Below are 22100 nucleotides of genomic sequence, written 5' to 3' on the forward strand. Positions count from 1 at the left end.
CGATCCTCAGTTTGCTGCGTTACCTAGACGGGTGCCCTCTACGATCCAGGTGACGAAGCTCGCTCCGTCAACGTAAAGGCCTGCGGGTTGTCCCTGGCTGGGCTGGTAGACCTGAATCAAGGTGTAGTTCCCGCTCGCACTGCCATCAGAGCCAATGGACCCTGCCTGACCGATGGAGCCGCCATATCCACCTCTGCCGCCGTAAGAAACACCAAGCGAGCCTGTTGATGGCCCGCCTAACTGTTGTGAGCTGCCACTGAACCCCGATTGCGCGTTGCTCATGGTCACCACACCCGAAGAACTGAACCCGGCGCCGTTGCCACCCGAGCCGCCATTGCCCGATGCCCGATAGCTCGAAGAATTGGGGTTCTGAATAAGGTATGACCCGCCGCCACCGCCAAGCCCACCTCCCCCAAATACCGTTCCGCTGGTGTTGTCGATGCGAATGCGAGTGCGTGTGTAAAGGGCGGTGCCGCCGTTGAGGACGCCACCAACGCGGCCCCGGTTGATGATCGTTAGGCAATCGTGGGGAATCCCCGAAATGCTGAGGGTGGCAATATCGACCCCTGAATTGATCGTGCAAATGATCGGGCTATAGCCATTCCACCCTCGCGCGCGGGCCAGGGCAGCAATGTCAGGGCTTCGCACAGTAGCTGCAAATGTGATCGAGGTGCTGCCGCCGCTCATTAGGAGGTTGCGCATCATCATGATTCATGCACCCCTGCAATGAACATGTCCCACACACCGATGTCATACCGTGGGATGAAGGTCAGCATCAATCTCTGCCAGGCAGCAACTGTCGGCAATGCTCCCCCCACAGGCAACCGCACCGGCACTCCCGCAAAACTCGCGGTAAACGCCCCGGTTGGCAAAACTTCAATAGTCAGCTGATCCCCGATATCTCTGGGCACTGGCATGACGATGCTGGTGTTTTGATACAGAACCACAGTCTGAATCGATCCGTTTTTCTGATCGATGGGGGTGGTTGCGGATCTCGCATCAACAATGACCCGCTTCTCGATGACGGACCTGTCACCTATCACGCGCTGCCAAGGCCCCCAGGTAATGTCGCGCTGACGCTCGTAAACCCAGCCCTGATATGCAGTAGCCAATGTCTGCGATGCGCGCTGCGTTACTTGGCCCAATTCCTCGCTGCCGAACGTAAAAACATTCCACCAATTGGTGTTTGGATGGGCAGGCGGCCAATCGGCCCCTACGCCAGTGTGGTCGTAGAACGCTGCCCACTGCCCTATCGGAGCATTAGCCATCAGCTGCGACTTGTTGTGCGTTGCGCCGATGCCAGCCTCGACCAATCCCGTGACGACACCAGTACGACCCATCACTGAGGCTACAGGACCGACTTGTATGGCATCCATCGCGTTACGAACGTCTTGAACAGCTATATCTGCAGCTTGACGACTCGCGTCAGCTGCGGCAGCCGACTGGCCCGCAGCAGTGGCAGCATTCTGAGCGTCCAGCGATTTGGCCTGCGCCCATTCAGAATTAGTGTAGACCTGGCTGATTGCGGTATTAAACGCCACCCGCTGCGGCTCATAAGAAGCCGCCAGCGCAAAGGCCTTGGTGCTGAAGCTGACACGGTCATCCGTGGGCTGCGGCGCAGGGGGATAGGCGGGAATGGGGGTTGGAACGACTAAAGGCATCACACCTCCTCAAGTTGAATTGCAAACATCGAGTAGTCGTGGTACTCGATCGCGACGGACCAATCCTTGGCAATCCCAAACACGTTCAGGGCCTCAATGTCTTGAGAGCCGAGAAACAGGATGGGCTTGGCCCGGTTTTTGGTCATATAGTTTTTGATGGCCATGATTTCCGTGCGCCGGATGGGCACGGACATATCTGCCCATCCGATGTAGGTGCGCTCAACCAGCACGCGGTTGCCGAACTCATCGAGCTCCTTGCGGGAAAAGTCCTGGATGCCCACCGAGGCACCGATCTCGACACCCAGGCCCCACTCCTTGGCATTGCCCAGAATGAGGTTGCCGACCTCCATGCCAGTCGTACCGACGAAGTCCACCAGCACATCCGCTTGCGGGAATGCCGGCAGCCCGGTAAAAAGCCCCAGCACACCTGTTGGCGTCCACTCGCCAAAGTGCCATTCCCACCAATCGGCGGTCTCTGGCGCAAGGCCGACCGTGAGCACCTTGTCATAGACAGTGCCGTAAGACGGGTCCAACACACGCACCCGCACGGAATGCACATCGGCCATGCCTATCGCACACACCGCATCCACTGCGCGTCCAAATCGGAACCGGTAGGATGCCGTCGCATTGAACTTGGAGCTCTGCGACGTGCGCCCATTAAAAAGGGCCCACGTATTGGTGGGCCCGACCTTGATCCAGAGCGTTGGGTTGTCCCGCGGCGGAATGCTGTCGTTGACATCGGCACCCGCCTGGTAGACGAGGTGCTGGTAGCGCACCCTGGCCCCTCTGGGCCAGGCCCCCGCCACCCAGACAGCCGCCGTGTCCTCCACAGGCGGCTGCGCAACGATCACGCCATCGCTGATCTCCAGCGGGCTGACGGTTCTCAATCCTGTCATGCGTTTTCCTCCTGTTTTCGCGTTGCAGGCATTCCATCGGCGTCCCACATGCGCAGCGTCTTGTTGAGTTGCTGCACCGCAGGCACGACCACTGTCGCCTCGGCCTTGCGGTTGGCGTCATGGTTGTCCAGCGACAAGCGCAGGGCCCGCACTTCCGCCACCAGTACCGGGTTGTCACTCGACGCCTGCAGCGCGCTCAGCAAAGCAGTGTTGCCACTCGCCTGAACCACACGCCCGGCAGTGGCAGCACCCACCTCTGCGGTTTTCACATCGCCGATATCGACGCCGTATTTATGGGCGAGGAAGTTTCTCGTGTCCGCCAGCGATGCCAGCCAGGCTGACTGCTTGAGCAAGACATCGGCCTGGGACGTTGCACTGGCTTTTGCAAGCGCTTCCAGTGCCTGGATGATCGAGGGCAGCTCAGCGGCCGCATCCTGGTCTCCCGACCTGGCCTGAGCGGTCTTGATCGCGAACATGGACTCGTAGTACGCAGCACCCTTGTCTTGCGTCGCACCTAGCAACTCTCCACGCAGACGCTTCATCTCATTGCTCATGGTGTCAATCAACTTGGACCACTCATCCCTCAGCTTCTCAGCAGCCTTCGCCGCAGCCTCTGCTGCGGAAGTAGACGACTCGTAGGCGTTGGTGACCTGTTGGACCGCAGGGCGATATGTGGACATCTTTGGAATGACGCCTCCTACGTCATTGCCGATGTCACGAATGAGCGCGATCGTGTCGTCCATCATGGACTTGAACGCTTCATCGCTCAAAAGCGCTTTCAACGCTGCTGCAGCAGCCCGGGCGTTAGCCATCATCGAATCAATCGCTGCACCACTCACCAAGCCCGACACAGCGGAGCCCGTCATTGCCGCAGTCACCACTGGTGTGATGACGCCATCGATGATGGAAGACATGATGGTATTGATCGCCTGCCCATAAATGGCTTGCTCAAAGCCGACAGCAATCGTGTCCGCCAACCACTCTCCGGCTTGTGCACCCCGTCCCTCGTTGATCTCATTGATGAATCCATCAACCAGGCCGTCCATGGACAGCCCCAACGTCGACAGCGTCTCCTCACGGATCTGCTGAATCTCTTGCAGCTTCGCGGCAAGCGCGTTAGTTCCGTCTTCCAAGCTGGCAGTGACAGCATCAACCCCATTGGCAAAGTCATCCGCAAACTGCAACAGCCAGGCGAGCAGCTCCTCGTCCCTGTCAGCGATGGCTTTGTCTACCAGGGCGCGGTATTTCTTCTTCGCATCGACATCGCCGACACGCAGATCCAGCCCGCGCTCTTCCATACCATCATTGGCCACCTTGCTCGCACGGCTACGCTTCTCGTCATCGCTGTAGTAGAGGTTGTAATAGGCGCCTGCGGCGGCGTTGAAGTTCTCCAAACCCCCCATTAACTCCAGCAGACCACTTGCCCAGTCTGCGCTGGCAAGCGACGCGTCAAGCATCGTGATTCCCAGCGTCTCAAACACTGCATTGACCGATGTGATACTGAGCGCTAACCGGGCCAAGGCCTCTAACTGGGTCTCACCAGATCGGTTGTATTCTTGGCTTGTTAATACCAAACTCCCCATCTGATCAGCAATCTTCTGGAACTCATCCTGCAGCTTCTTAGTTGCTTCCTCTTCGCTGAGACCTTTGAGGTTGACCTTGATTTTGGCGCTAAAGCCATCCAATGCAGTTGAGCCTATGCCTACAGCATTCGCCATCTCTCGAATGGACGAATCGACCGCCAGGAACTGCTTGCCCAAGCTGGACCGCATTTCCTCAGGCATCTCTTCATAGGTTGTCTTGTTGGATCTGAACCAACCTCCCTTGTAGTATTTGAACAGTCGGCCCTCAAAGCCGGATTCCCCACCGAACTCACCTTCTACGCCAGACTCCTTGAGCTTGCGGCCAAAGATGCCATTGAGAGCACTTCCAAAAACGCTACCCAACAGCGCACCCAACGCGGTGCCAACTACGGGGAATACAGATCCTATGTAAGCACCCGCAGCTGTCCCAATACCTCCACCAATATTTCCCCGCCCAAGTTGAATCAAGGCGCCAATATACGGAGCTGCTGCACCCAAGGCCTGCATGCCGCCGGCGAGGTACTCCCCGTTCTGCATCATGGCAAGACCGCCTTCGAATCCTGTCCAACCTCCTGCTAAACCGGCATTGAAAGAGCCGAACATGCCACCAAGACTACTAGCCCCTGGCGTAAAGCTGATCAAACCACTGGAGCTGCTGGCAGCTTGCATGGCTGCACTGCCAGCCCCCGAACTCGCGATCCCCATGAACGATCCCACCAGTTGGACCACAAAAGGCTTGGCAAACGCTGCATACAATTCCTTAACAACTAAGGTGAAAAAAGAAGTTTTGATGGTGTTGCAGAACGTCTTCCACGCTTCTTTGCCACCATTCATCATGCTGACAAATCCGTTAACGAAAGCATCCTCGACCTGCTGGACCGTTTGCGTAAACTGCCCGTGAAGCTTTTGTAGATTGACGTCTGCTTTCTCAGCAGACTCCTTCATGCCAAGCAGCTCATTACGCCGCTCCAACTGGTCAATTTCCTCGTGAAGAGCGATGGCTACTCGGCTTTGTGTTCCAGATTGCGCATCCTGGCGCTCTTGTTCTGCAAGCGCGGCCTTTTTGATCAGGATGATCTCTTGATTGCGTGCCTGAGCAATCTGGGTGCGCTCGGATGCATTTTTCCCAATCAGTTCAATTTCTTGCTCCAAGGACTTATTGCCGTCCAAATATGCCTGAGCGCTCTTCTCCAACTCTGTAGTAAGCGAGGCACGTAGGACCCGTTCCTGCTCCAAGGCCGCTAAACCTCTGCTTCTCTCGGTCATATCGGCTTGGGTTTGCTGCAAATTGTCAAACTGAGCCTGGAGCTTTTCCTTTTGCGGCTCCGGCAGATTTTTATGCTCTTTGTTCAGCTTCTCCATAAAAGCCGCACGCTCTTTTTGTGCGGCTGTCAGACCAATTTCACCTTCTAGCTCTCGCTTATTGGCATCAATCTTCGACTGAATAGAGTCCCGAAGGCGCTCATACTCCGCTTGCGCGTTCTTTGCAGCATCTGTTGATGCACTGGCCCCTTGGGTAACAGCTTGACTGCTCGCCTGAGCAGTAGCCCCAAGTTGCGCAGCATTTTTGGTGATGGCCTCGGTCTGCGCTTGCACCGCCTTAGTCCCGGCTTCAACGGTAGGAACGTCGATCGTAGGGACGGCAACAACGCCGGCTTGCTTGGCCATGCTGGCAGTGATTTTTTGCATCTCCAGACTCGCGCGGACCATGGTGTCCCGCAAGCGCTTTGCCTCGTCCTGAAGCTCGGTATTATTTTTGTCAGGGTCCAAACGCAGTCGCGGCTGCAATCGATCCAGCTCGGTCTTGGCAAAATCAAATTGCCGCTCAAGGGTTGCATGCTGAGCACCCTTGAAGTCCATAGAGATGGCATTAGCAAATTGGCCAACGACACTGATTGCAGTGGCAGCGATTTTGGCGATACCCGCTATCCCGCTAATCACTGTCTGAAACCCCGCTCGCGTGGTTTCAGAGGACAAGGTTTCGTTCAACAACTCAATGCTCTCGCGCATCCCTTGCAGGCTGCCGCTATCACCCGTCATTGCCAGGGCAAAGTTTTTTTTCAGGTCAGTGAGAGCACCACCCAACGTATCCCTTGCAGCAACCGCCGCACCACCATACGAGGTCTGCAGCGCATCCAGGATAACGGCCTGTGCCGCACCAACTTGGCCGGTGGCTTCCAACTGCGCGACCATCTCTTTTTGCTGGTCGGTGAATTGCACCCCCTTGTCCGCCAGCGCTTTGAGCCCTTCGGACGGGGAGTTCAACGCCTGCCCAATGGTCTCCGCAGAGCTGGTCACTGATGTGCCCATGCGCGAAGACATATCCACCACGGCCTGCATGGCCTGCGGAAACTGTTGCCCCACCACATTGGAGTAAGTCAGCAGCTGCGTTTGCGCCTGGGTGATCTCCCCCGACGAGAACACGCTCGACTTCGACAGCGATGCGGCCATGCCGTTGAGCCGCTCCTGCGACCATCCCGCAGCCTCGCCGGTGGACTTCAACACGGCGGAGAGCTGGGCCTGCTGCTTCTCTGCATTGATGGTCTCGGTGATGAATTTGTCAAAGAACGCGGGCGCGCCTTGTGCCAGCAGGCCGAAAACCACCTTGGTGGACTCGGTCCAGCGCTTGGCAGAGGCATTTGCGTTCTCTTGCTCTTTCTGCACCGTCGCCAGGTCTCTGGAGTAGCTACTCAGCGCAACCTGGCTCGTTTGCTGCACCTGAACAAAGGTTTCGGAGAAGCGCTCGGTATCCCGGATCCCCACCTGGATCACCGATGACTGGCTCTGAAACGCCGAGGTCATCATCTCGAACGATTGTGCGGAATTTCTGGAGCCGGCCTCGACCGAACTCCAGAAGCCCTGAATGCTGTTGATGGCCTCATGGACACCCAACTGGAGGTCCGAGAGGTCAACACCAATCTTGATATTTTTTTCTAGATCAGCCATAGCAGCACCAATAGAAATGGCCCGCCGAGGCGAGCATAGAAAAAGGAAAGCCCACCGAAGTGGGCTATTTCTGGCGGGATCGATCCTGTGCTTCCCTGCGCGCCTGCAATGCTTCGAGCGCGCCGCGCTCGAGCAGGCCCACTTCGCGCAGCACCTGGTTGCGTTTGCGCTTGTTGATGCCCTCGGCATCCAGCCAGCGGTAGATCACGTTGTAGTCCAGGGCATAGATACCGCCCATGCCTGCTCGCCACTGGCTGGCGTTGTCGATGAAGCAGCGGTAGGCCAGCTCGTGGTCGGGGTAGCACACCAGGGGCTCGCGTTCCTTGATCATCTCGGCAGGAAAGCCCATGGCCACCAGTTGTTGGGGACTGGACCGTTCGCCAAACAGCGCCCGGCCCAGCTCCATCAGTTTTTTGTCTTGGCGCCCGAGTGAGCCTGGAAGAAGCCAGTCACGATCGCACCGAAGGCGAACGCATGGGTCACAAAGAACTGCGTGATGTTCTCGACGCTGAACTCATCGGTGAATTCCCAGGCAGCCACGATTTTCATCACCAGCTTGGCCTGGTCGGTACGCATGTCCTTTTCTTGCTCATCGCTGAGAGGGGCCTCGGCCGTCGCCTTGTACTTGTCCTGCAAGGCGGTGAACTCGGCGGACAGCGCCTTCATCGCTTCCGTGTCATGGAAGCGGAAGGTCAGGCCCAGAGGCTGCGGGCCCTTGCCGGCGACGGGCACGTCGGCAGTGCCTTTGAAAGTGGGAGTGGGTGCAAACGATGCGAGAGACTTCGCCATGGTGGATATCCTTCTTCTGAAACAAAAAAGCCCGTGCAGGTGCTACCTGCCGGGCATGGAAAACCCGCCTTGGGTCAACCAAGGCGGGCGTGGCGACCTTTACTTGTAGGTCTTGATGGGGCGCAGCATGGACAGGGTCAGCTTGCCGGTGGTCACGGCGTTGGAGGCGACCACAGGGGTCTCCTGCACGCTGATGTAGCCGTAGGCATAGCTGATCGAGCCACCGTTGGGCAGGGCCATGCGAATCGCCACCAGCCGGTTGGCACGCGATGCCTGGACAGCGGCCTTGTAGCCTGGCAGGGTGGGATCCCAGCCAAAGGTCAGCTCCCAGCTCATCGCCGAGCGGGTCGTCGGGATCTTGATGCCGTACTTTTGCGACAGGGGCGCGAATTCCGCGTACTGCTGCTCGCCGCCGGTAGGGCTGATTTCGCTGACCTGCTGCAGTTCGGTCCAGCCAGTGATGGGGCGGACCGTGCCTGCGCTCGAACCGCTGGGGAACTGGATCAGGTCGGTGGTGTCCTCGTCTTCCAACGTGATGGCACCCGTGGTCGCCGAGCCAACCCGCAGGATGGAGTCGTTCATGTCTTCCCAGCCGGTATTGAGCAGGAAGGGGTCTTTGGCGCTCAGGCCATGTGCTGCCGCTGCGATCACGGGAGGTGCCGCATTGGAGATCGTGGTCACGGAGACGGGAGCGCCAAAACCGGTCGAGATTGCAAAACGGGTGCCGGTCGATACTTCATAAGCCATGGTTGGGCCTTTCAAAAAAAGAAAATCCGCCTGCGTTGAGCCAAGGCGGATCGGTTTCGCCCTCGTCGGGCACAAAAAAACCGCCTCTCGGCGGAATGCAATGGTTGAAAAAGTCACAGCTGCTGGCGGCGTAGTGCACACCGGCAGTCTGTGCTCTCTCCTCAAGGGCTGCAGGGCCGGAGCTCCAGCGGCATGGGTACGCATGCGCGCCGAATCTGCCCTGCAGTCACTGACCAGGACAGCGCAAACACTGGCCTTCAGATCCATGCCCCATCAGACAACCCAAGCGGGCTGGGGCGGCTGTTCGCTTCTGCAAGCACTGGGAAGCTCTCAGCAGGAGATACCGCACCGTCAAACCACTCGGGTGCGGACTGCGCTTGCTGCAGCTGATATGCCAAAGCCCGCATGCAGCGGGCATCGACGTTGGAAAAAAGCCTGCACTGGCATGCGCCATCAGGCAAGCGCAACTGCAGTTATGGCTACCGTGACGCCACCACCTGATGGCAGCGCGCACAGCACGGATGCCAACCGGCCCGGACATACCCCCGGCATGTTGACCCACGCCAGAAACGCAAAAGCCCCGCACGGGGCGAGGCTTGAAAAGGCTGGTGGCATAGCTCTGCCATCAAAGGCCTTGCGCTGCCACAACAGCAGCGCAAGTGATTCATGGTTAAGGACATGGGCGGGCTTGCTTTCGCACCCTTCTCATCAATGTCTCAACGATTACGAGAATACCACACTTTTAGTCGGTTCGCAACAACTTATTCAAGTTATTGCTGTGCGTTCTTTTGCAGTCCATCACATAGTCGATCAGGAGCTGCACGTCCTTTCGGCTGGGCTCCTGGGCCAGCATCGCACCCTTGCATTTGAGGCATTTGTAGGTCTTGCCCTCCTTGGCCGTCAGGCCTGTTCCTTGGCACGGCTTGCATTTCTGGTCCAGCAACCAGGCCATGGCCTCCAACGCAGCATCCTGGGGGTCTGCCAGGTGTCCGGCCACGCCGTACTGGACCAAGGCGTTGTACATGCGCTCCATATCCACCCTGCTGGGCTTGGTGATGATCCGCAGGTAGTGCAAGGCCACATTGGCTTTGCTCATCCCGCTGGCCTTGATCAGGTCCACCTGTCCCACGCGGTGCGACTCATCGGACAGATCGCGGGCGCTCAACGCGACCGTGTATCGCTCTGCTGTCATGCTCATGCTTGCTCCTTCAATGCCTTTGTGCTGGCAGGATTCCGTTGTCTGTGTCTGTCCGCGTGCCACCGCATGCCGTCACGCCTAACCGGTCCGTCCTGGGTGGCATGCAACCGGCCTTGGCTTTTGCCCCCATGTTGACGGCGAGCTGGTGCATCCCCAAAGGACCGGCATCAAGCAGAACGCCGCGCCCCTTGCGTCTGGGCAGCAGCATGCTCATACCGCCTCCCATACGCGGTAGCCGTCGCGCAGCAGATCCGCACCCTCAAACTGCACCACCTGCGCGAGGCCGGTGCGCGCCAACTCGGGCAGGCGGCGGCAGATTTGCTCGACCGTCATGCCCGTGCATTCGGCCATCTCGCCCGCCGTCAGCGATTTCTCATCGTGCAGGGCCGCGAGAATGCGGGATGCATGTCCGCCTGCAAGCCGGGCCGAATGCTCCGGGGCACCGTAGCTGCTCAGAGGGTCACAGGTGCGGGCAAAGTTCATCGCAGTGTTCCTTTCAAAATACGTTGGGTTTTGTCGTGGGAAGCCTGGGCCTGGGTCCCGCTTTCGATGACGTAGCCGAGATACCGGGGATGGCGCTCCGTGCTCCGGGATATCCGCTGCGGGCCGAACTGAGACGCAATGGATTGCACCGGACGGCTAAATGCATTGGGTGGCTGCCCGTTCCGCTGAGGCGCAGCGAACGCGAACCGATGGCTGGGGGCCCCGCCAACGCGCTCCGCCCTGCCTTCGTGGCTGCCCATGTTCGAACCCGCCGCCGGGCTTGCCGCATCTGGCAGTGCCGCAGCGTCGAGGGCGCTCAGACCGGCGCTGGGTTGTGACTTTCGTATGAACATGCAATAATTAAACCATAGTTCAGACATCAAAGCAACTATAGTTATCAAAATTTCCGCGAGAATTTAAACCATGGTTGAATACAAAGACCGCCTGGTTCAGGCGATGACGGCAGCAGAGATGAAAACCGCGGACCTGGCCGACCGGCTGGGGCTGTCCTACCAAGCCATCAAGAAGGTGGTGGACGGAAATACCAAGGCATTGACGGCAGAGAACAGCGCCCGCGCGGCGCAGTTGCTCAATGTGTCTTCGGACTGGCTGGCCCTGGGGGAAGGAACCATGGCGCGCTCCAGTACCGTGATGCCCTACAGCGACCTGTCCCCTGCGCCCATTCCCGGGCGCCCCTCGATCGCAGTACCCGTGTTGTCCAACAGCGCATCGATGGGATCAGGGGCCGAGTTGCTGGAGCACGACGTGCTGACCGGCGATCTGAAGCTGTCGCAGGAATGGGTCACACAGCGGGTCAAACCCTCCAACGTCCAGGCGCTGCGCTTCATCCATGCCTATGGCGATTCGATGAAGGGCACTTTCAATGATGGCGATATCTTGCTGGTCGACACCGGCATCCGCCTGGTCGACATCGACGGCGTCTATGTGCTGTGCGCACATGACCGGCTTTTTGTAAAGCGCGTGCGCCAGCGCTGGGATGGGCAGTTCGAGATCAGCAGCGACAACCCGAGCATCAAGACCTCTGACCTGCTCGATGGACGAGAGCAACTGGATGTGCGAGGCCGCGTCCTCTGGGCCTGGAACGGCCAGAAGCTCTGACGCCCTTCCGGGGCATCTGCAGTGAGGGCACGCGGGCCGGCGCAGGCATCTATCACTACGTTAACGACAGCATCATCCTGGAAGCAACAGGACGCGACGCCCTGCGCGAACCGGGATGCTTCAAGGTTGCGGATATGAAGATAAGTTCAGCCTTCAACCTAAACCATAGTTATATACCCATCTTAACTATGATTTAAGTGGATGCAGTGGACAGGTTGCAAGACTGAACAGCGCGGCCACTTCACCGCCGACTGTGCTACAGGGGGCAGCAATCACAGACTCAGCTGCCAGTCCGTAGCCCAAGCGGGCCCGCTGGACTTTTGCCCATGGATCATTGAGCGGACCTGATGACACAGCGAAGATATCGCAAATGATCTTTTAATCATTTTTGATATCTACAGTACTCATCTAACACTAAACCCCAAGCGTCGATAGGTTTACACCCGCTAGAACCCGGGCTTTTTGCGGGCAATCCGCAGCCGTGCATTCCGTTCAGCAACGGGCTATGCAGAGGGAGACCTTCCATCCACCCCAAGCGGTAAAGGCGTAGCGATGCATACCCCAGCGCCGCCTAGGAAACATACCGTTACATCAACGAACGCAATATGTTAGGAGAGGTTTCTTTTTACGTGTGCACTGCTGTGCATCGCTCCACGCATACCTGCCCATTTCCAACTGGGCTTTCGTGGAGCCTGGCAAGTAACAGCACAGGCGGTGCCTATGCTGCTCCGCTAGGCCCTTGAGAGCGCATGCGTGTGCGCCCGCCCCCCCGATAACAATACCCCCACACCACCCTCGGAGTTGCCTGCCCCGCGCATACAGGTCTGCGCGTGCTCCGCATGCGCATCTCAATTCAGTACCGGTGTTTGCCAGGTAAGCCAGCCAAGCCATATCAAAACAGGCGCTGCATTATCTCTGTGCAGGCTGCGAGCCATCAGCTCCGGCCCGAATTACTCATTATCGGCAGGTTTGGAGCGTCCACCCATTTGCTCCTCATAGAACTGCCCCAGACCCAGGCTACCTACATCACGTCGCAATTGAATATCGTAGATGAATATCTTGTTGAATACCCGGTCCAGACGCACATACTGGTAGGTCGCCACCGTCGCTTCATTGACAACCAGCTTGATGGGATCGGTTCGGTACACACCAAAATGGCTGGTTGGCCTCAGTTTGATCTTGGAAAAAGGCTCCGACGACAAATACACATAGAAGGGGGTGTACATGGGAATAACTAATGTCCTTGCAAAGTATCGGCGGCCAACCCATTCACCCGAGCATTATTCGCATCGGCCATCAAACCCACTGTGATACAGCGGCCTATTCGATGCAATCCCGTTATTCAATCGCACTCGTACAATGCATGCCGCGCCAAAACTTAGCCATAATTGATAGCTATATCATATTCGATTAAATCTATTTGACCTTGTCAATAATTATTGGTTTGCAGTTGTTTGCTATCTACGTCGCCGCAAGCTGTTTTTCCTAACGGGGCACGTCGTCCCGCGTCGCAGATGCGGATCAGCCACTTGCTAAGCACCGCGACCTGGACGCAGGCATCCGCTGCGCAACTTGTGCCATATTTTTATACAGTACCTGCGATCCTGGCCGCTTGGCGGGATACGTACGGAATTCATCTACACTGCTTGGTGAATAGCTAAAAAATTCATAGCATCCAGCAAACCAAAGGTAGCAATTTACGCCACAATAGGACGGTTATTATGCGTGCTGGCTGACGCCGGCACACCCCGGTTGTCAAAGTTCATGGCCTGCCCTCCTTCCCGTTCTGCCAAGCGCTCAGCCCAAAAGAAAAAAGCATCCAAATCAGCCCCCGGCCTGCTGCGTGGCTTGTTGCGCAAGTTGGTAGGCCGGGGCGCACTCGCAGGCTACAGCGCAGTGGCGGCGCTGGGCTCGGCCGCCTACGTGCCCCAGCTCGACCACGTTCGCCAATGGGCCATCCACAGCACCGCGCAGTGGCTGCAGCAACAAGGCCCCGTCCAGACCGCGCAGCAGTGGTGGGGCGAGCTGCAATCCACTGCCGCAGACTGGCAAGCCCGCTTTGAAGACATTGCCCGGCAAAGCCGAGGCGGTAGCGCAGCGTCAGGCACTGGTCACGCGCCCTCTTCTGCACCGCCCTCGCCTCCAGTTGCAGGCCCGTCCAGCCCAGCCGCTTCGGACAAAGCCAGCCAGGGGTTTGCCGACTGCGCCGAGCAATTGCCGCCGGACGCCCCGCTCAGTGCGGCCAGCGTGGGCCGCAGCTGGATGCCCGTGACCTTGTGTTCCACAGGGTTCGCGGTGCTGTATTCGGGGCTGTCCAAAACGCCCATTGTCACGGTGGAACGCCTCAGCCGCCAGCGGCTGCAAAGTGCTGCCGGACTGCCCCGCACCGACCATTTTTATGCCGATGCGCGCCTGCGCGCTGCCTACAAGGCGGAGCTGTCCGATTACCAGGCCAGCGGCTATGACCGCGGGCACATGGCGCCGGCAGCGGACCAGAGCACCGCCACGGGCATGGCCCAGTCGTTTGCGCTGTCGAACATGGTGCCGCAGGACCCCACCCACAACCGCCAGGTCTGGTCCAAGCTCGAAGCCGATGTGCGCAAATACGCCAAACGCGCGCGCGGTAATGTGTTTGTCTACACCGGCCCGCTGTTCGAAGGCCAGACGCCGACGATTGGCCGCAACCAGGTCTGGGTACCCAGCCATCTGTACAAACTGGTGTTTGACGAACAGCAGCAGCGGGCCTGGGCCTGGGTGCTGCCCAACCAGGCCGACGTGCAACTGGGCGCGCCGATGAGCTATGCGCAGTTTGTGCAGCGGACGGGGCGCAATTTTCTGCCGCATCTGCACTGACGACGCGGGGAGACGTCCTCAGCCCGAAGCCAGAGCCAGGGCCAGGGCCAGCCTTCAGGCGCCGGGGTTCATCCAATCGGCATGCCAGCCGCCACCCAATTCCTGGATGAGCTGGGCCGCCGCCAGTTGCTGGTTCAGCTGCAACTGGATCAGCGAGCGGCGTGCTGACAGCGCCGTAGCCTGGGCGGTCACCACATCGGTATAGGGCACCTGTCCTTCCTTGTAGCGGTTGAGCATTTGCTGCTCCACCTTTTCGGCCGAATCCAGGCTTTGCTGCAGCAGCGGCTTTTGGGCATTGAGCGCGGCCACATTGCTCAACACATCTTCGACCGCCTGAAAAGCCGCCAGCACCGACTGGCGGTAACTCGCGGTTCGGGTCGCATGGGCGGCGCGCGCAGAATCGACCTGAGCCGTGGTGGCACCGGCGTTGAAAATGCTCTGGCTCAGCGATGCGCCCAGCGACCACAGCAAACCGGAGGCACTGAACAGGTTGCCCAGGTTCGAGCCGGATCGGCTGAGCGAGCCGCTCAGGCTCAGGCTGGGGTAATAAGCGGCCTGGGCCACACCGATCTGGGCATTGGCCGCAGCCACCGCCCGCTCGGCCGCTGCAATATCGGGCCTGCGCTCGAGCAAGGTCGACGGCACTACCACCGGGACCTCGGGCACCGTCACATTCCAGGCTGCAGGCGGCAGGTCAAACTGGGCCGGTGCCTGCCCGGTCAGCACCGCAATCGCATGCTCATAGGTCTGGCGCGACTGGCGCAGGGATTCGACACTGGCTTGCGTATTCGTCAACGTCGTCTGCGCCTGCAGCACCGCCGTGCGCGCCTCCACACCGACGTCGTAGCGGTTCTGGGCAATCTGCAGGCTGCGCTGGTAGCCCTCGATCGACTGCTGCAGGATCTGCATCTCGGCATCGGCCTCGCGCAGCCTGAAGTAGTTCTGCACCAGGCTGCCTACGGCCGACAGGCGTGCGGCGGCCAGATCGGCCTCGCTGGCCTGGGCGCTGCTTTGCGCAGCACTGACCGATTCTCGCAGGCGCCCCCACAGGTCTGCATCCCAGGCGGCATTGATGCCCAGCGAGGCACTGCCATTGCCACTGGATTGGCCGCCACCCTGGCGCGTCTGGCCCAGCGTGCCATTGATGGTCGGCAGCAGGCCGGCCTGCTCCACGCGCAGCGCCGCCTGGGCTTGTTGCACGGCCGCTGCGGCCGCTGCGATGTTCTGGTTGTCCACCTGCACCCGGGCAGCGAGCTGGTTGAGCTGCTCGTCAGCAAACAGTGTCCACCAGTCGCCCCGGTCCACGGCATCGTTGGGTTGGGCGCTTTGCCACAGCGCGCCGGCTTCCTTGAAGCTGGCCGGCGCGGGGTTGCTAGGTACCTGGTAGACGGGGGCCACCGAGCAGGCACTCAACAGCCCGGCGCAGCACAGCGCCAGTGCCAGGCTGCGCAGCACAGGCGCCGTCCGGGTCGGACGAAGGGAATGGGAAAAGGCGAGGGTTGGCATCATGGCGTATCAGTGTTCCAGAGTGGGCATGCCGTCGTTGGAGGCACGGCCCAGATCGCGTTCGTTGGGCGCGCGGCGGCGCAGCTTGTCCAGCAGCACATAGACCACCGGCGTGGTGACCAGGGTCAGCACTTGGCTGGCCAGCAGGCCACCAATGATGGCAATGCCCAGCGGCTGGCGCAGCTCCGAGCCCTGGCCAAAGCCTATGGCCAGCGGCAAGGCGCCCAGCGCGGCGGCCAATGTCGTCATCAGGATGGGGCGGAAGCGCAGCAGGCAGGCCTCGCGCACCGCGTCGATCGCCGACAGGCCCCGTGATCGCTCGGCCTCCAGCGCAAAATCGATGATCAGGATGGCATTCTTCTTCACAATGCCAATGAGCAAAAACACCCCGATGAGCGCAATCACCGTGAACTGCATGTTGAACAGCATCAGCGCAATCACCGCACCCACACCGGCCGATGGCAGGGTGGACAGCACGGTGATCGGGTGCACCAGGCTCTCATAGAGCATGCCCAGCACGATGTAGATCACCACGATTGCGGCGAGGATCAGGTAGAGCTGCTGGTTCTGCGATTTCTGAAAGCTCAGCGCCGTACCCTGGAAGCTGCCGCGCACATTGATGGGCATGGCGATATCGGCCTCGGCCTGGGCAATCACCTGCTGGGCTTCGCTCAGCGCCACGCCATCGTCCAGGTTGAACGAGATCGTCGTTGACAGCTCCCCGTCCTGGTGGTTCACGCTGGTGGGCGCGGGGCGCTCCACCACCTTGGCAAAGCTTGACAGCGGCACCATGGTAGCGACGCTGGTACTGATCACGTTGCCGGTCGATGCGCTGCGCTGCGCCGGGTTGGCGGCCGTGCCCTCGGTGCCCGTCAGGTTGGAGGGCACATAGATATCCTGCAACGCCGGTGGGCCGCGCGTGTACTCCGGCGCCCATTCCATGATCACCGAGTACTGGTTCAGGTCGCTGTAGATGGTGGCCACCGAGCGCTGGCCAAAGGCGTTGTAGAGCGCGTTGTTGATGGACTTGGAGTTCACCCCCAGCCGCGCTGCGGCCTGCTTGTCCACCTCGACATACACCTCCACGCCGCTCTCCGACTGGTCGGTGTCCACGTCCTGCAGCAAAGGCTCCTCTTTGAGGCGCTCGGCCAGGCGCGTGGCCCATTTCTTCATGTCGGCGGTGTTGTCGCTCTTGAGGGTGTACTGGTAGGTCGAATTGGACGAGCGCCCGCCCATGCGCAAGTCCTGCACCGGGTTCAGGAACACGCGCAGACCGGTGATCTGCGACAGCTGGGGGCGCAGGCGCGCGACCACCTGCAGGCTGGTCACATCGCGCTCGCTGACCGGCTTGAGGTTGATGAACACAAAGCCCCCGCCCGAGCGGCTGCCGCCGGCAAAGCCCACCACCGTGTCGATGGCCGGGTCCTGCTGGATGATCGACAAGGCCTCCTTGAGCTTGCCCGCCATCGCGGTCGACGAGATGCTCTGGTCCGCGCGCAGGCCGCCCGCCAGCTGGCCGTTGTCCTGCTGCGGGAAGAAGCCCTTTTGCACGTGCATGAACAGATAGCCATTCATGCCGATGACGATCACCAGGATCAGCATCACGACAAGCTTGGCATGCAGCGCCCAATCGAGGCAGCGCTCGTAGACCCTCAGCATCGCGTTGTAGCCGTTCTCCAGCACGCGGGCAAAGCGGCCGCGCGGTGCCGTCTCGATGGCATCCTCGTTGCGCAGAAACCAGGCGCACATCATCGGCGTGGTCGTCAACGAGATGACCAGCGAGATCATCACTGCCACCGACAAGGTCACGGCGAACTCCTTGAACAGGCGGCCAATCTGGCCTTCCATGAAGAGCAGCGGTATGAACACCGCCACCAGGGACAGGCTGATCGACAGCACGGTAAAGCCCACTTCGCGCGCGCCCTGCAGCGCGGCGGCCATCTTGTCCATGCCCTGCTCGATATGGCGGCTGGTGTTTTCCAGCACCACAATCGCGTCATCGACCACAAAGCCGGTGGCCACCGTCAGCGCCATCAGGCTCAGGTTGTTCAGGCTGAAGCCCAGCAGGTACATCACGCCAAAGGTGCCCAGCAAGGACACCACGGTGGCCACGGCCGGAATCACCGTAGCGCGCGCCTTGCGGATAAACGCCCCCACCACCAGCACCACCAGGATCACCGAGACCAGCAAGGTGGTCTCGATCTCGTGCAGCGACGAGCGGATGGAGTTGGTGCTGTCGCTGGCCACCTGGATCTTCACATCCTTGGGCAGCTGGGCCTGCAGCTCGGGCAGCAGCTTGCGGACGTTGTCCACGGTGTTGATGATGTTGGCGCCCGGCTGGCGCGTGATCAGCACCAGGATGGCGGGTTGGCCATTGAACAAGCCCATCGTGTAGACATTGGCCGGCCCGTCGATGACGCGTGCCACATCGCCCAGTTTGACAGCGGCGCCATCGCGCCAGCCCACCACCAGGCCCTGGTACCAGCTGGCCTTGCGCTCGGGCGCCGGGGTGTAGATCTGCAGACGGTTGCCACCACTCTCGATAGCCCCTTTGGGCCGGTTGGCATTGGCGGCCTGGATGGCGGCGCGCACATCCTCGGTCGCAATGCCGTAGTGGCTCAGTGCCTGGGGCAACAGCTCGACCCGCACCGCCGGCAGCGAGCCGCCGCCGATTTCGACATCGCCCACGCCATCAACCTGGGAGATGCGCTGGCTCACCACGTTGGAGACCTCGTCATACAGTTCGCCGGGCGTGCGCGTGGGCGAGGTCATCGCCAAGATGATGATCGGCGAATCCGATGGGTTCATCTTGCGGTAGGTAGGGTTGCTGCGCAGGTCTGACGGCAGGTCACTGCGCGCAGCATTGATGGCCGCCTGCACCTCGCGCGCAGCGCCATTGATGTCGCGGTTCAGGTCGAACTGCAAGGTCACATTGGCCGAGCCGGTCGAGCTGCGCGAGGTCATCTCATTGACCCCGGCGATCACGCCCAGATGGCGCTCCAGCGGCGTGGCTACGCTGGAGGCCATGTTCTCCGGGCTCGCACCCGAAAGGCTGGCCGTGACCGAGATGACCGGGTAATCCACCTGCGGCAAGGGCGCCACCGGCAGCGCAAAGAACGCGGCAATGCCCGCCAGTGCCATGCCGATGGTCAGCAGGACCGTCGCGACCGGGCGTTTGACGAAGGGCTCGGACAGGTTCATGCCTGCACCTCGGCATGGCTGCCATCGGCATTGCCGGCTTGGCGGCGGCCAAAGCGGGCACCCAGGCGGTCAAACACCAGGTAGATCACCGGCGTGGTGAACAAGGTCAGCAATTGGCTCAGCATCAGCCCGCCAAAAATGGCCAGACCCAGCGGGCGGCGCAGCTCGGCGCCCTCGCCCCAGCCAAACATCAGCGGCAGTGCAGCAAACAACGCGGCCAGGGTCGTCATCAGGATGGGTCTGAAGCGCAGCAAGGCCGCCTGGTGGATGGCCTCTTGCGGCCCCATGCCCTGGTTGCGCTCGGCATCGATCGCAAAGTCGATCATCATGATCGCGTTCTTCTTGACGATGCCGATCAGCAAGATGATGCCGATGATGCCGATCACACCCAGATCGTTGCCGCTGACCATCAGCGCCAGCAAGGCACCCACCCCCGCCGATGGCAAGGTGGAGAGAATGGTGAGCGGATGCACATAGCTCTCGTACAGCACGCCCAGCACGATGTAGACGCAGACCAGCGCCGCCAGGATCAGGACCAACTGGCTGGTGAGCGAGTTCTGGTAGGCGGCTGCCGCGCCGAGGAACTCCATGGTCAGCGACGCGGGCATGCCGATATCCTTGGCCGCCTGCTTGATGGCATCGACTGCATGGCCGAGCGATACGCCGGGAGCGGTGTCAAAGCCCAGGGTCGCGGCGGGGTACTGCGACACGCGGGTCACCTGCAGCGGTGCCATCTGCTCCTCGATATTCGCTATGGCTGACAGCGGCGTGGCCCCGGTGCTGCTGGCACTGATGGCCAGGTTGCCCAAGGTCTGCACGCTGTTGAGCTGGTCTTGCTGCGCCTCCAGAATCACGCGGTACTGGTTGGTCTCGGTAAAGATCGTCGAGACAATGCGCTGGCCAAAGGCGCTGTAGAGGCTGTCATCAATGCTGCTGGCGCTGATGCCCAGGCGCGATGCGGTATCGCGGTCCACATTGACATAGGCCGACAGGCCCTTGCGCCCGGCATCGCTGGTGGCATTGCGCACCTCGGCCACGTTCTGCAGCTGGCTGACGAGCTTCTGCGTCCAGTCATTGACCTGGTCGGTGTTCACGCCGCCGATCGACAGGCGGTATTCGGTGGGGCCGGTTTGCGAGTCGATGGTCAGGTCCTGCGAGGGTTGCAGAAAAATGCGCACCCCCGCCACCTGGCTCACCCGCTCGCGCAGGCGCTGCATCACCGCATCCTGCGCATCATGCGGCCGGGTCAGGTTGATCGACAGGCTGCCGGTGTTGAGCATGGTGTTGTTGGCGGCATCCACCCCGACCACCGAGCTGACCGAGGCCACATCCTTGTCCTGCAGAATCGCGCTGACGGCCTGCTGCTGCAGATCGCTCATGCGGGCAAAGGAGACCTCTTGCGCGGCCTCGATCTGCGCCTGCAGCTGGCCGGTGTCCTGCGTCGGGAACAAGCCCTTGGGAATGGCGAGATAGAGCAGACCCGTCAACACCACGGTAGCCACCGCCACGACCAGGGTCAGCGCCTGGTGGCGAAACACCCAGTGCAGGCCACGGTCGTAATGGTGGATCACCTTGTCAAAACCGCGCTGCACCGATGCCGCCCAGCCGCGCGTGTGCGCACTGGTGTCCTCTTGCTTGAGCCAGCGCGCCGACATCATCGGCACCAGGGTGAGCGACACCACGGCCGAGATCAGAATGGTGATGGCCAGGGTCACCGCAAATTCGCGGAACAAACGGCCCACGATATCGCCCATGAACAGCAGCGGAATCAGCACCGCAATCAGCGACACGGTCAGCGAAATGATGGTGAAGCCGATCTGCGCTGCACCCTTCAAGGCGGCAGCCATCGGCGTCTCGCCCTCTTCGATGTAGCGCGCAATGTTCTCGATCATCACGATCGCATCGTCGACGACAAAGCCGGTCGCAATCGTCAGCGCCATCAGGCTCAGGTTGTTCAGGCTGTAGCCCAGCAGGTACATGGCCCCGCAGCTGCCGATCAGCGAGATGGGTACGGCCAGGCTGGCGATCACCGTGGCACGCAGGCTGTGCAGGAAGAAGAAGATCACCAGCACCACCATCACCACAGCCAGCGCCAGCTCCATCTGCACATGCTCGACCGAGGCGCGGATGCCGGTGGTGCGGTCGGTCAGCACCTTGACCTCGACCGACGCAGGCAAGGACGCAGTCAGCTCAGGCAGGCGCTGCTTGATCGCATCGACAGTCGCAATCACATTGGCACCGGGCTGGCGCTGCACATTCAGGATGATCGCGGGCGTCTCATCGACCCAGGCGGCGAGCCGGTCGTTCTCGGCGCTGGCCACCACGCGTGCCACGTCCTTCATCAGCACCGGGGCATTGCCCTTCCAGGCCACGACCAGGTTCATGTAGTCATCGGTGGTCAGCAGCTGGTCATTGCTGTTGATCGAGTAGGAGCGCTTGGGTCCATCGAAACTGCCCTTGGCGCTGTTGGAATTGGCATTGCTGATGGCGGTGCGCAGGCTGCTCAAGGTAATGCCATTGGCCGCCAGCGCCTGGGTGTTGGCCTGGATGCGCATTGCAGGCTTTTGCCCGCCTTCGAGGCTGACCAGACCGACGCCCGAAACCTGGCTGATCTTCTGCGCCAGGCGGGTGTTGACGATGTTCTGCACCTCGGTGAGCGGCAGCTCTTTGGAGGTGATGGCCAGGCTCATCACCGGCGTGTCGGCCGGGTTCACCTTGGCATAGATCGGGGGGGCGGGCAGGTCGGCTGGCAGCAGCGCACTGCTGGCGTTGATTGCGGCCTGCACCTCCTGCTCGGCCACATCCAGCGACAGCCCCAGCTGGAACTGCAGGGTCACGATGGACACACCGGCAGCGCTGGTCGAAGACATGCGATCCAGTCCGGACATCTGGCCGAGCTGGCGCTCCAGCGGTGCGCTCACCGTGCGGCTCATCACCTCGGGGCTGGCGCCGGGGTACAGGGTCTGCACCTGGATCGTCGGGTAATCCACCTCGGGCAGCGCCGACAGCGGCAGCAGCCGAAAGCCCACCAGACCGGTCAGCACGATGGCCAGCATCAGCAAGGCCGTCGCCACCGGCCGCTGGATAAAGGGGCGGGAAGGACTCATCGCTCAGCCCG

Annotated in this window: 15 protein-coding genes; 2 read left to right on the plus strand and 13 right to left on the minus strand. The window is 60.6% G+C overall.

The window, feature by feature from the left end; all coding sequences use genetic code 11:
• Nucleotides 1-6: 6 nt before the first annotated feature.
• From ACHWUQ_RS13735 to ACHWUQ_RS13775, 9 genes are all read right to left on the minus strand, one after another.
• Nucleotides 7-705 (minus strand): hypothetical protein, encoded by a 699-nt coding sequence (locus ACHWUQ_RS13735; protein ID WP_394681479.1) that lies wholly within the window; start codon nt 703-705, stop codon nt 7-9.
• Nucleotides 705-1661 (minus strand): hypothetical protein, encoded by a 957-nt coding sequence (locus tag ACHWUQ_RS13740; RefSeq protein ID WP_394681480.1) that lies wholly within the window; start codon nt 1659-1661, stop codon nt 705-707. The genes ACHWUQ_RS13735 and ACHWUQ_RS13740 overlap by 1 nt, the downstream gene beginning before the upstream one ends.
• A complete protein-coding gene (locus tag ACHWUQ_RS13745; protein WP_394681481.1) occupies nt 1661-2557 on the minus strand; it encodes a hypothetical protein in 897 nt (298 codons plus the stop codon). Before ACHWUQ_RS13745 ends, ACHWUQ_RS13740 begins: the two co-directional genes overlap by 1 nt.
• Nucleotides 2554-7086, minus strand: coding sequence for a phage tail length tape measure family protein (locus ACHWUQ_RS13750; RefSeq protein ID WP_394681482.1), 4533 nt, complete (start codon nt 7084-7086; stop codon nt 2554-2556). Before ACHWUQ_RS13750 ends, ACHWUQ_RS13745 begins: the two co-directional genes overlap by 4 nt.
• Before the next feature lie 64 nt (nt 7087-7150).
• Nucleotides 7151-7492 (minus strand): DUF1799 domain-containing protein, encoded by a 342-nt coding sequence (locus ACHWUQ_RS13755; protein WP_239811341.1) that lies wholly within the window; start codon nt 7490-7492, stop codon nt 7151-7153.
• Entirely contained in the window at nt 7492-7875 is a 384-nt protein-coding gene (locus ACHWUQ_RS13760; protein WP_394681483.1) for a phage tail assembly chaperone, read from the minus strand. Before ACHWUQ_RS13760 ends, ACHWUQ_RS13755 begins: the two co-directional genes overlap by 1 nt.
• 99 nt (nt 7876-7974) lie before the next feature.
• Entirely contained in the window at nt 7975-8622 is a 648-nt protein-coding gene (locus tag ACHWUQ_RS13765; protein WP_239811339.1) for a phage tail protein, read from the minus strand.
• Nucleotides 8623-9364: 742 nt separating this feature from the next.
• Nucleotides 9365-9820: a hypothetical protein gene (locus ACHWUQ_RS13770; protein WP_394681484.1), complete on the minus strand. Its 456-nt coding sequence runs from the start codon at nt 9818-9820 to the stop codon at nt 9365-9367.
• A gap of 210 nt (nt 9821-10030) precedes the next feature.
• Nucleotides 10031-10303: a hypothetical protein gene (locus ACHWUQ_RS13775; RefSeq protein ID WP_312461941.1), complete on the minus strand. Its 273-nt coding sequence runs from the start codon at nt 10301-10303 to the stop codon at nt 10031-10033.
• Nucleotides 10304-10726: 423 nt separating this feature from the next.
• On the opposite strand from ACHWUQ_RS13775, the gene ACHWUQ_RS13780 reads away from it, so the two are divergent.
• The gene (locus tag ACHWUQ_RS13780) at nt 10727-11422 is read left to right on the plus strand and encodes a S24 family peptidase (protein ID WP_239811336.1); all 696 of its coding nucleotides are present in this window, start codon (nt 10727-10729) and stop codon (nt 11420-11422) included.
• 950 nt (nt 11423-12372) lie between these two features.
• On the opposite strand, the gene ACHWUQ_RS13785 is transcribed toward ACHWUQ_RS13780, so the two are convergent.
• Nucleotides 12373-12648: a hypothetical protein gene (locus ACHWUQ_RS13785; protein ID WP_239811335.1), complete on the minus strand. Its 276-nt coding sequence runs from the start codon at nt 12646-12648 to the stop codon at nt 12373-12375.
• A gap of 622 nt (nt 12649-13270) precedes the next feature.
• Between ACHWUQ_RS13785 and ACHWUQ_RS13790 the strand changes: the two genes are divergently transcribed.
• Nucleotides 13271-14275 carry a DNA/RNA non-specific endonuclease gene (locus ACHWUQ_RS13790; protein ID WP_394681485.1) on the plus strand — a complete coding sequence of 335 codons (1005 nt, stop codon included), beginning with the start codon at nt 13271-13273 and terminating at the stop codon, nt 14273-14275.
• 54 nt (nt 14276-14329) lie between these two features.
• On the opposite strand, the gene ACHWUQ_RS13795 is transcribed toward ACHWUQ_RS13790, so the two are convergent.
• Genes ACHWUQ_RS13795 through ACHWUQ_RS13805 form a run of 3 tightly spaced genes read right to left on the minus strand, consistent with a single transcriptional unit; the run spans nt 14330 to nt 22089 of the window.
• Nucleotides 14330-15784: an efflux transporter outer membrane subunit gene (locus tag ACHWUQ_RS13795; RefSeq protein WP_394681486.1), complete on the minus strand. Its 1455-nt coding sequence runs from the start codon at nt 15782-15784 to the stop codon at nt 14330-14332.
• Between the two features lie 6 nt (nt 15785-15790).
• Nucleotides 15791-18982 carry an efflux RND transporter permease subunit gene (locus ACHWUQ_RS13800; protein ID WP_394681487.1) on the minus strand — a complete coding sequence of 1064 codons (3192 nt, stop codon included), beginning with the start codon at nt 18980-18982 and terminating at the stop codon, nt 15791-15793.
• A complete protein-coding gene (locus ACHWUQ_RS13805) occupies nt 18979-22089 on the minus strand; it encodes an efflux RND transporter permease subunit (RefSeq protein ID WP_394681488.1) in 3111 nt (1036 codons plus the stop codon). Before ACHWUQ_RS13805 ends, ACHWUQ_RS13800 begins: the two co-directional genes overlap by 4 nt.
• Nucleotides 22090-22100 lie beyond the last annotated feature (11 nt).

Source organism: uncultured Comamonas sp. (assembly GCF_964277875.1).
GTDB lineage: Bacteria > Pseudomonadota > Gammaproteobacteria > Burkholderiales > Burkholderiaceae_C > Comamonas > Comamonas sediminis.

Coding starts and splice junctions, on each gene's coding strand:
- ACHWUQ_RS13765 (WP_239811339.1), bottom strand. CDS start 8,622: ATGGCTTATGAAGTATCGACCGGCACCCGTTTTGCAATCTCGACCGGT.
- ACHWUQ_RS13795 (WP_394681486.1), bottom strand. CDS start 15,784: ATGATGCCAACCCTCGCCTTTTCCCATTCCCTTCGTCCGACCCGGACG.
- ACHWUQ_RS13770 (WP_394681484.1), bottom strand. CDS start 9,820: ATGAGCATGACAGCAGAGCGATACACGGTCGCGTTGAGCGCCCGCGAT.
- ACHWUQ_RS13785 (WP_239811335.1), bottom strand. CDS start 12,648: ATGTACACCCCCTTCTATGTGTATTTGTCGTCGGAGCCTTTTTCCAAG.
- ACHWUQ_RS13740 (WP_394681480.1), bottom strand. CDS start 1,661: ATGCCTTTAGTCGTTCCAACCCCCATTCCCGCCTATCCCCCTGCGCCG.
- ACHWUQ_RS13800 (WP_394681487.1), bottom strand. CDS start 18,982: ATGAACCTGTCCGAGCCCTTCGTCAAACGCCCGGTCGCGACGGTCCTG.
- ACHWUQ_RS13755 (WP_239811341.1), bottom strand. CDS start 7,492: ATGGAGCTGGGCCGGGCGCTGTTTGGCGAACGGTCCAGTCCCCAACAA.
- ACHWUQ_RS13780 (WP_239811336.1), top strand. CDS start 10,727: ATGGTTGAATACAAAGACCGCCTGGTTCAGGCGATGACGGCAGCAGAG.
- ACHWUQ_RS13745 (WP_394681481.1), bottom strand. CDS start 2,557: ATGACAGGATTGAGAACCGTCAGCCCGCTGGAGATCAGCGATGGCGTG.
- ACHWUQ_RS13735 (WP_394681479.1), bottom strand. CDS start 705: ATGATGCGCAACCTCCTAATGAGCGGCGGCAGCACCTCGATCACATTT.
- ACHWUQ_RS13760 (WP_394681483.1), bottom strand. CDS start 7,875: ATGGCGAAGTCTCTCGCATCGTTTGCACCCACTCCCACTTTCAAAGGC.
- ACHWUQ_RS13805 (WP_394681488.1), bottom strand. CDS start 22,089: ATGAGTCCTTCCCGCCCCTTTATCCAGCGGCCGGTGGCGACGGCCTTG.
- ACHWUQ_RS13750 (WP_394681482.1), bottom strand. CDS start 7,086: ATGGCTGATCTAGAAAAAAATATCAAGATTGGTGTTGACCTCTCGGAC.
- ACHWUQ_RS13775 (WP_312461941.1), bottom strand. CDS start 10,303: ATGAACTTTGCCCGCACCTGTGACCCTCTGAGCAGCTACGGTGCCCCG.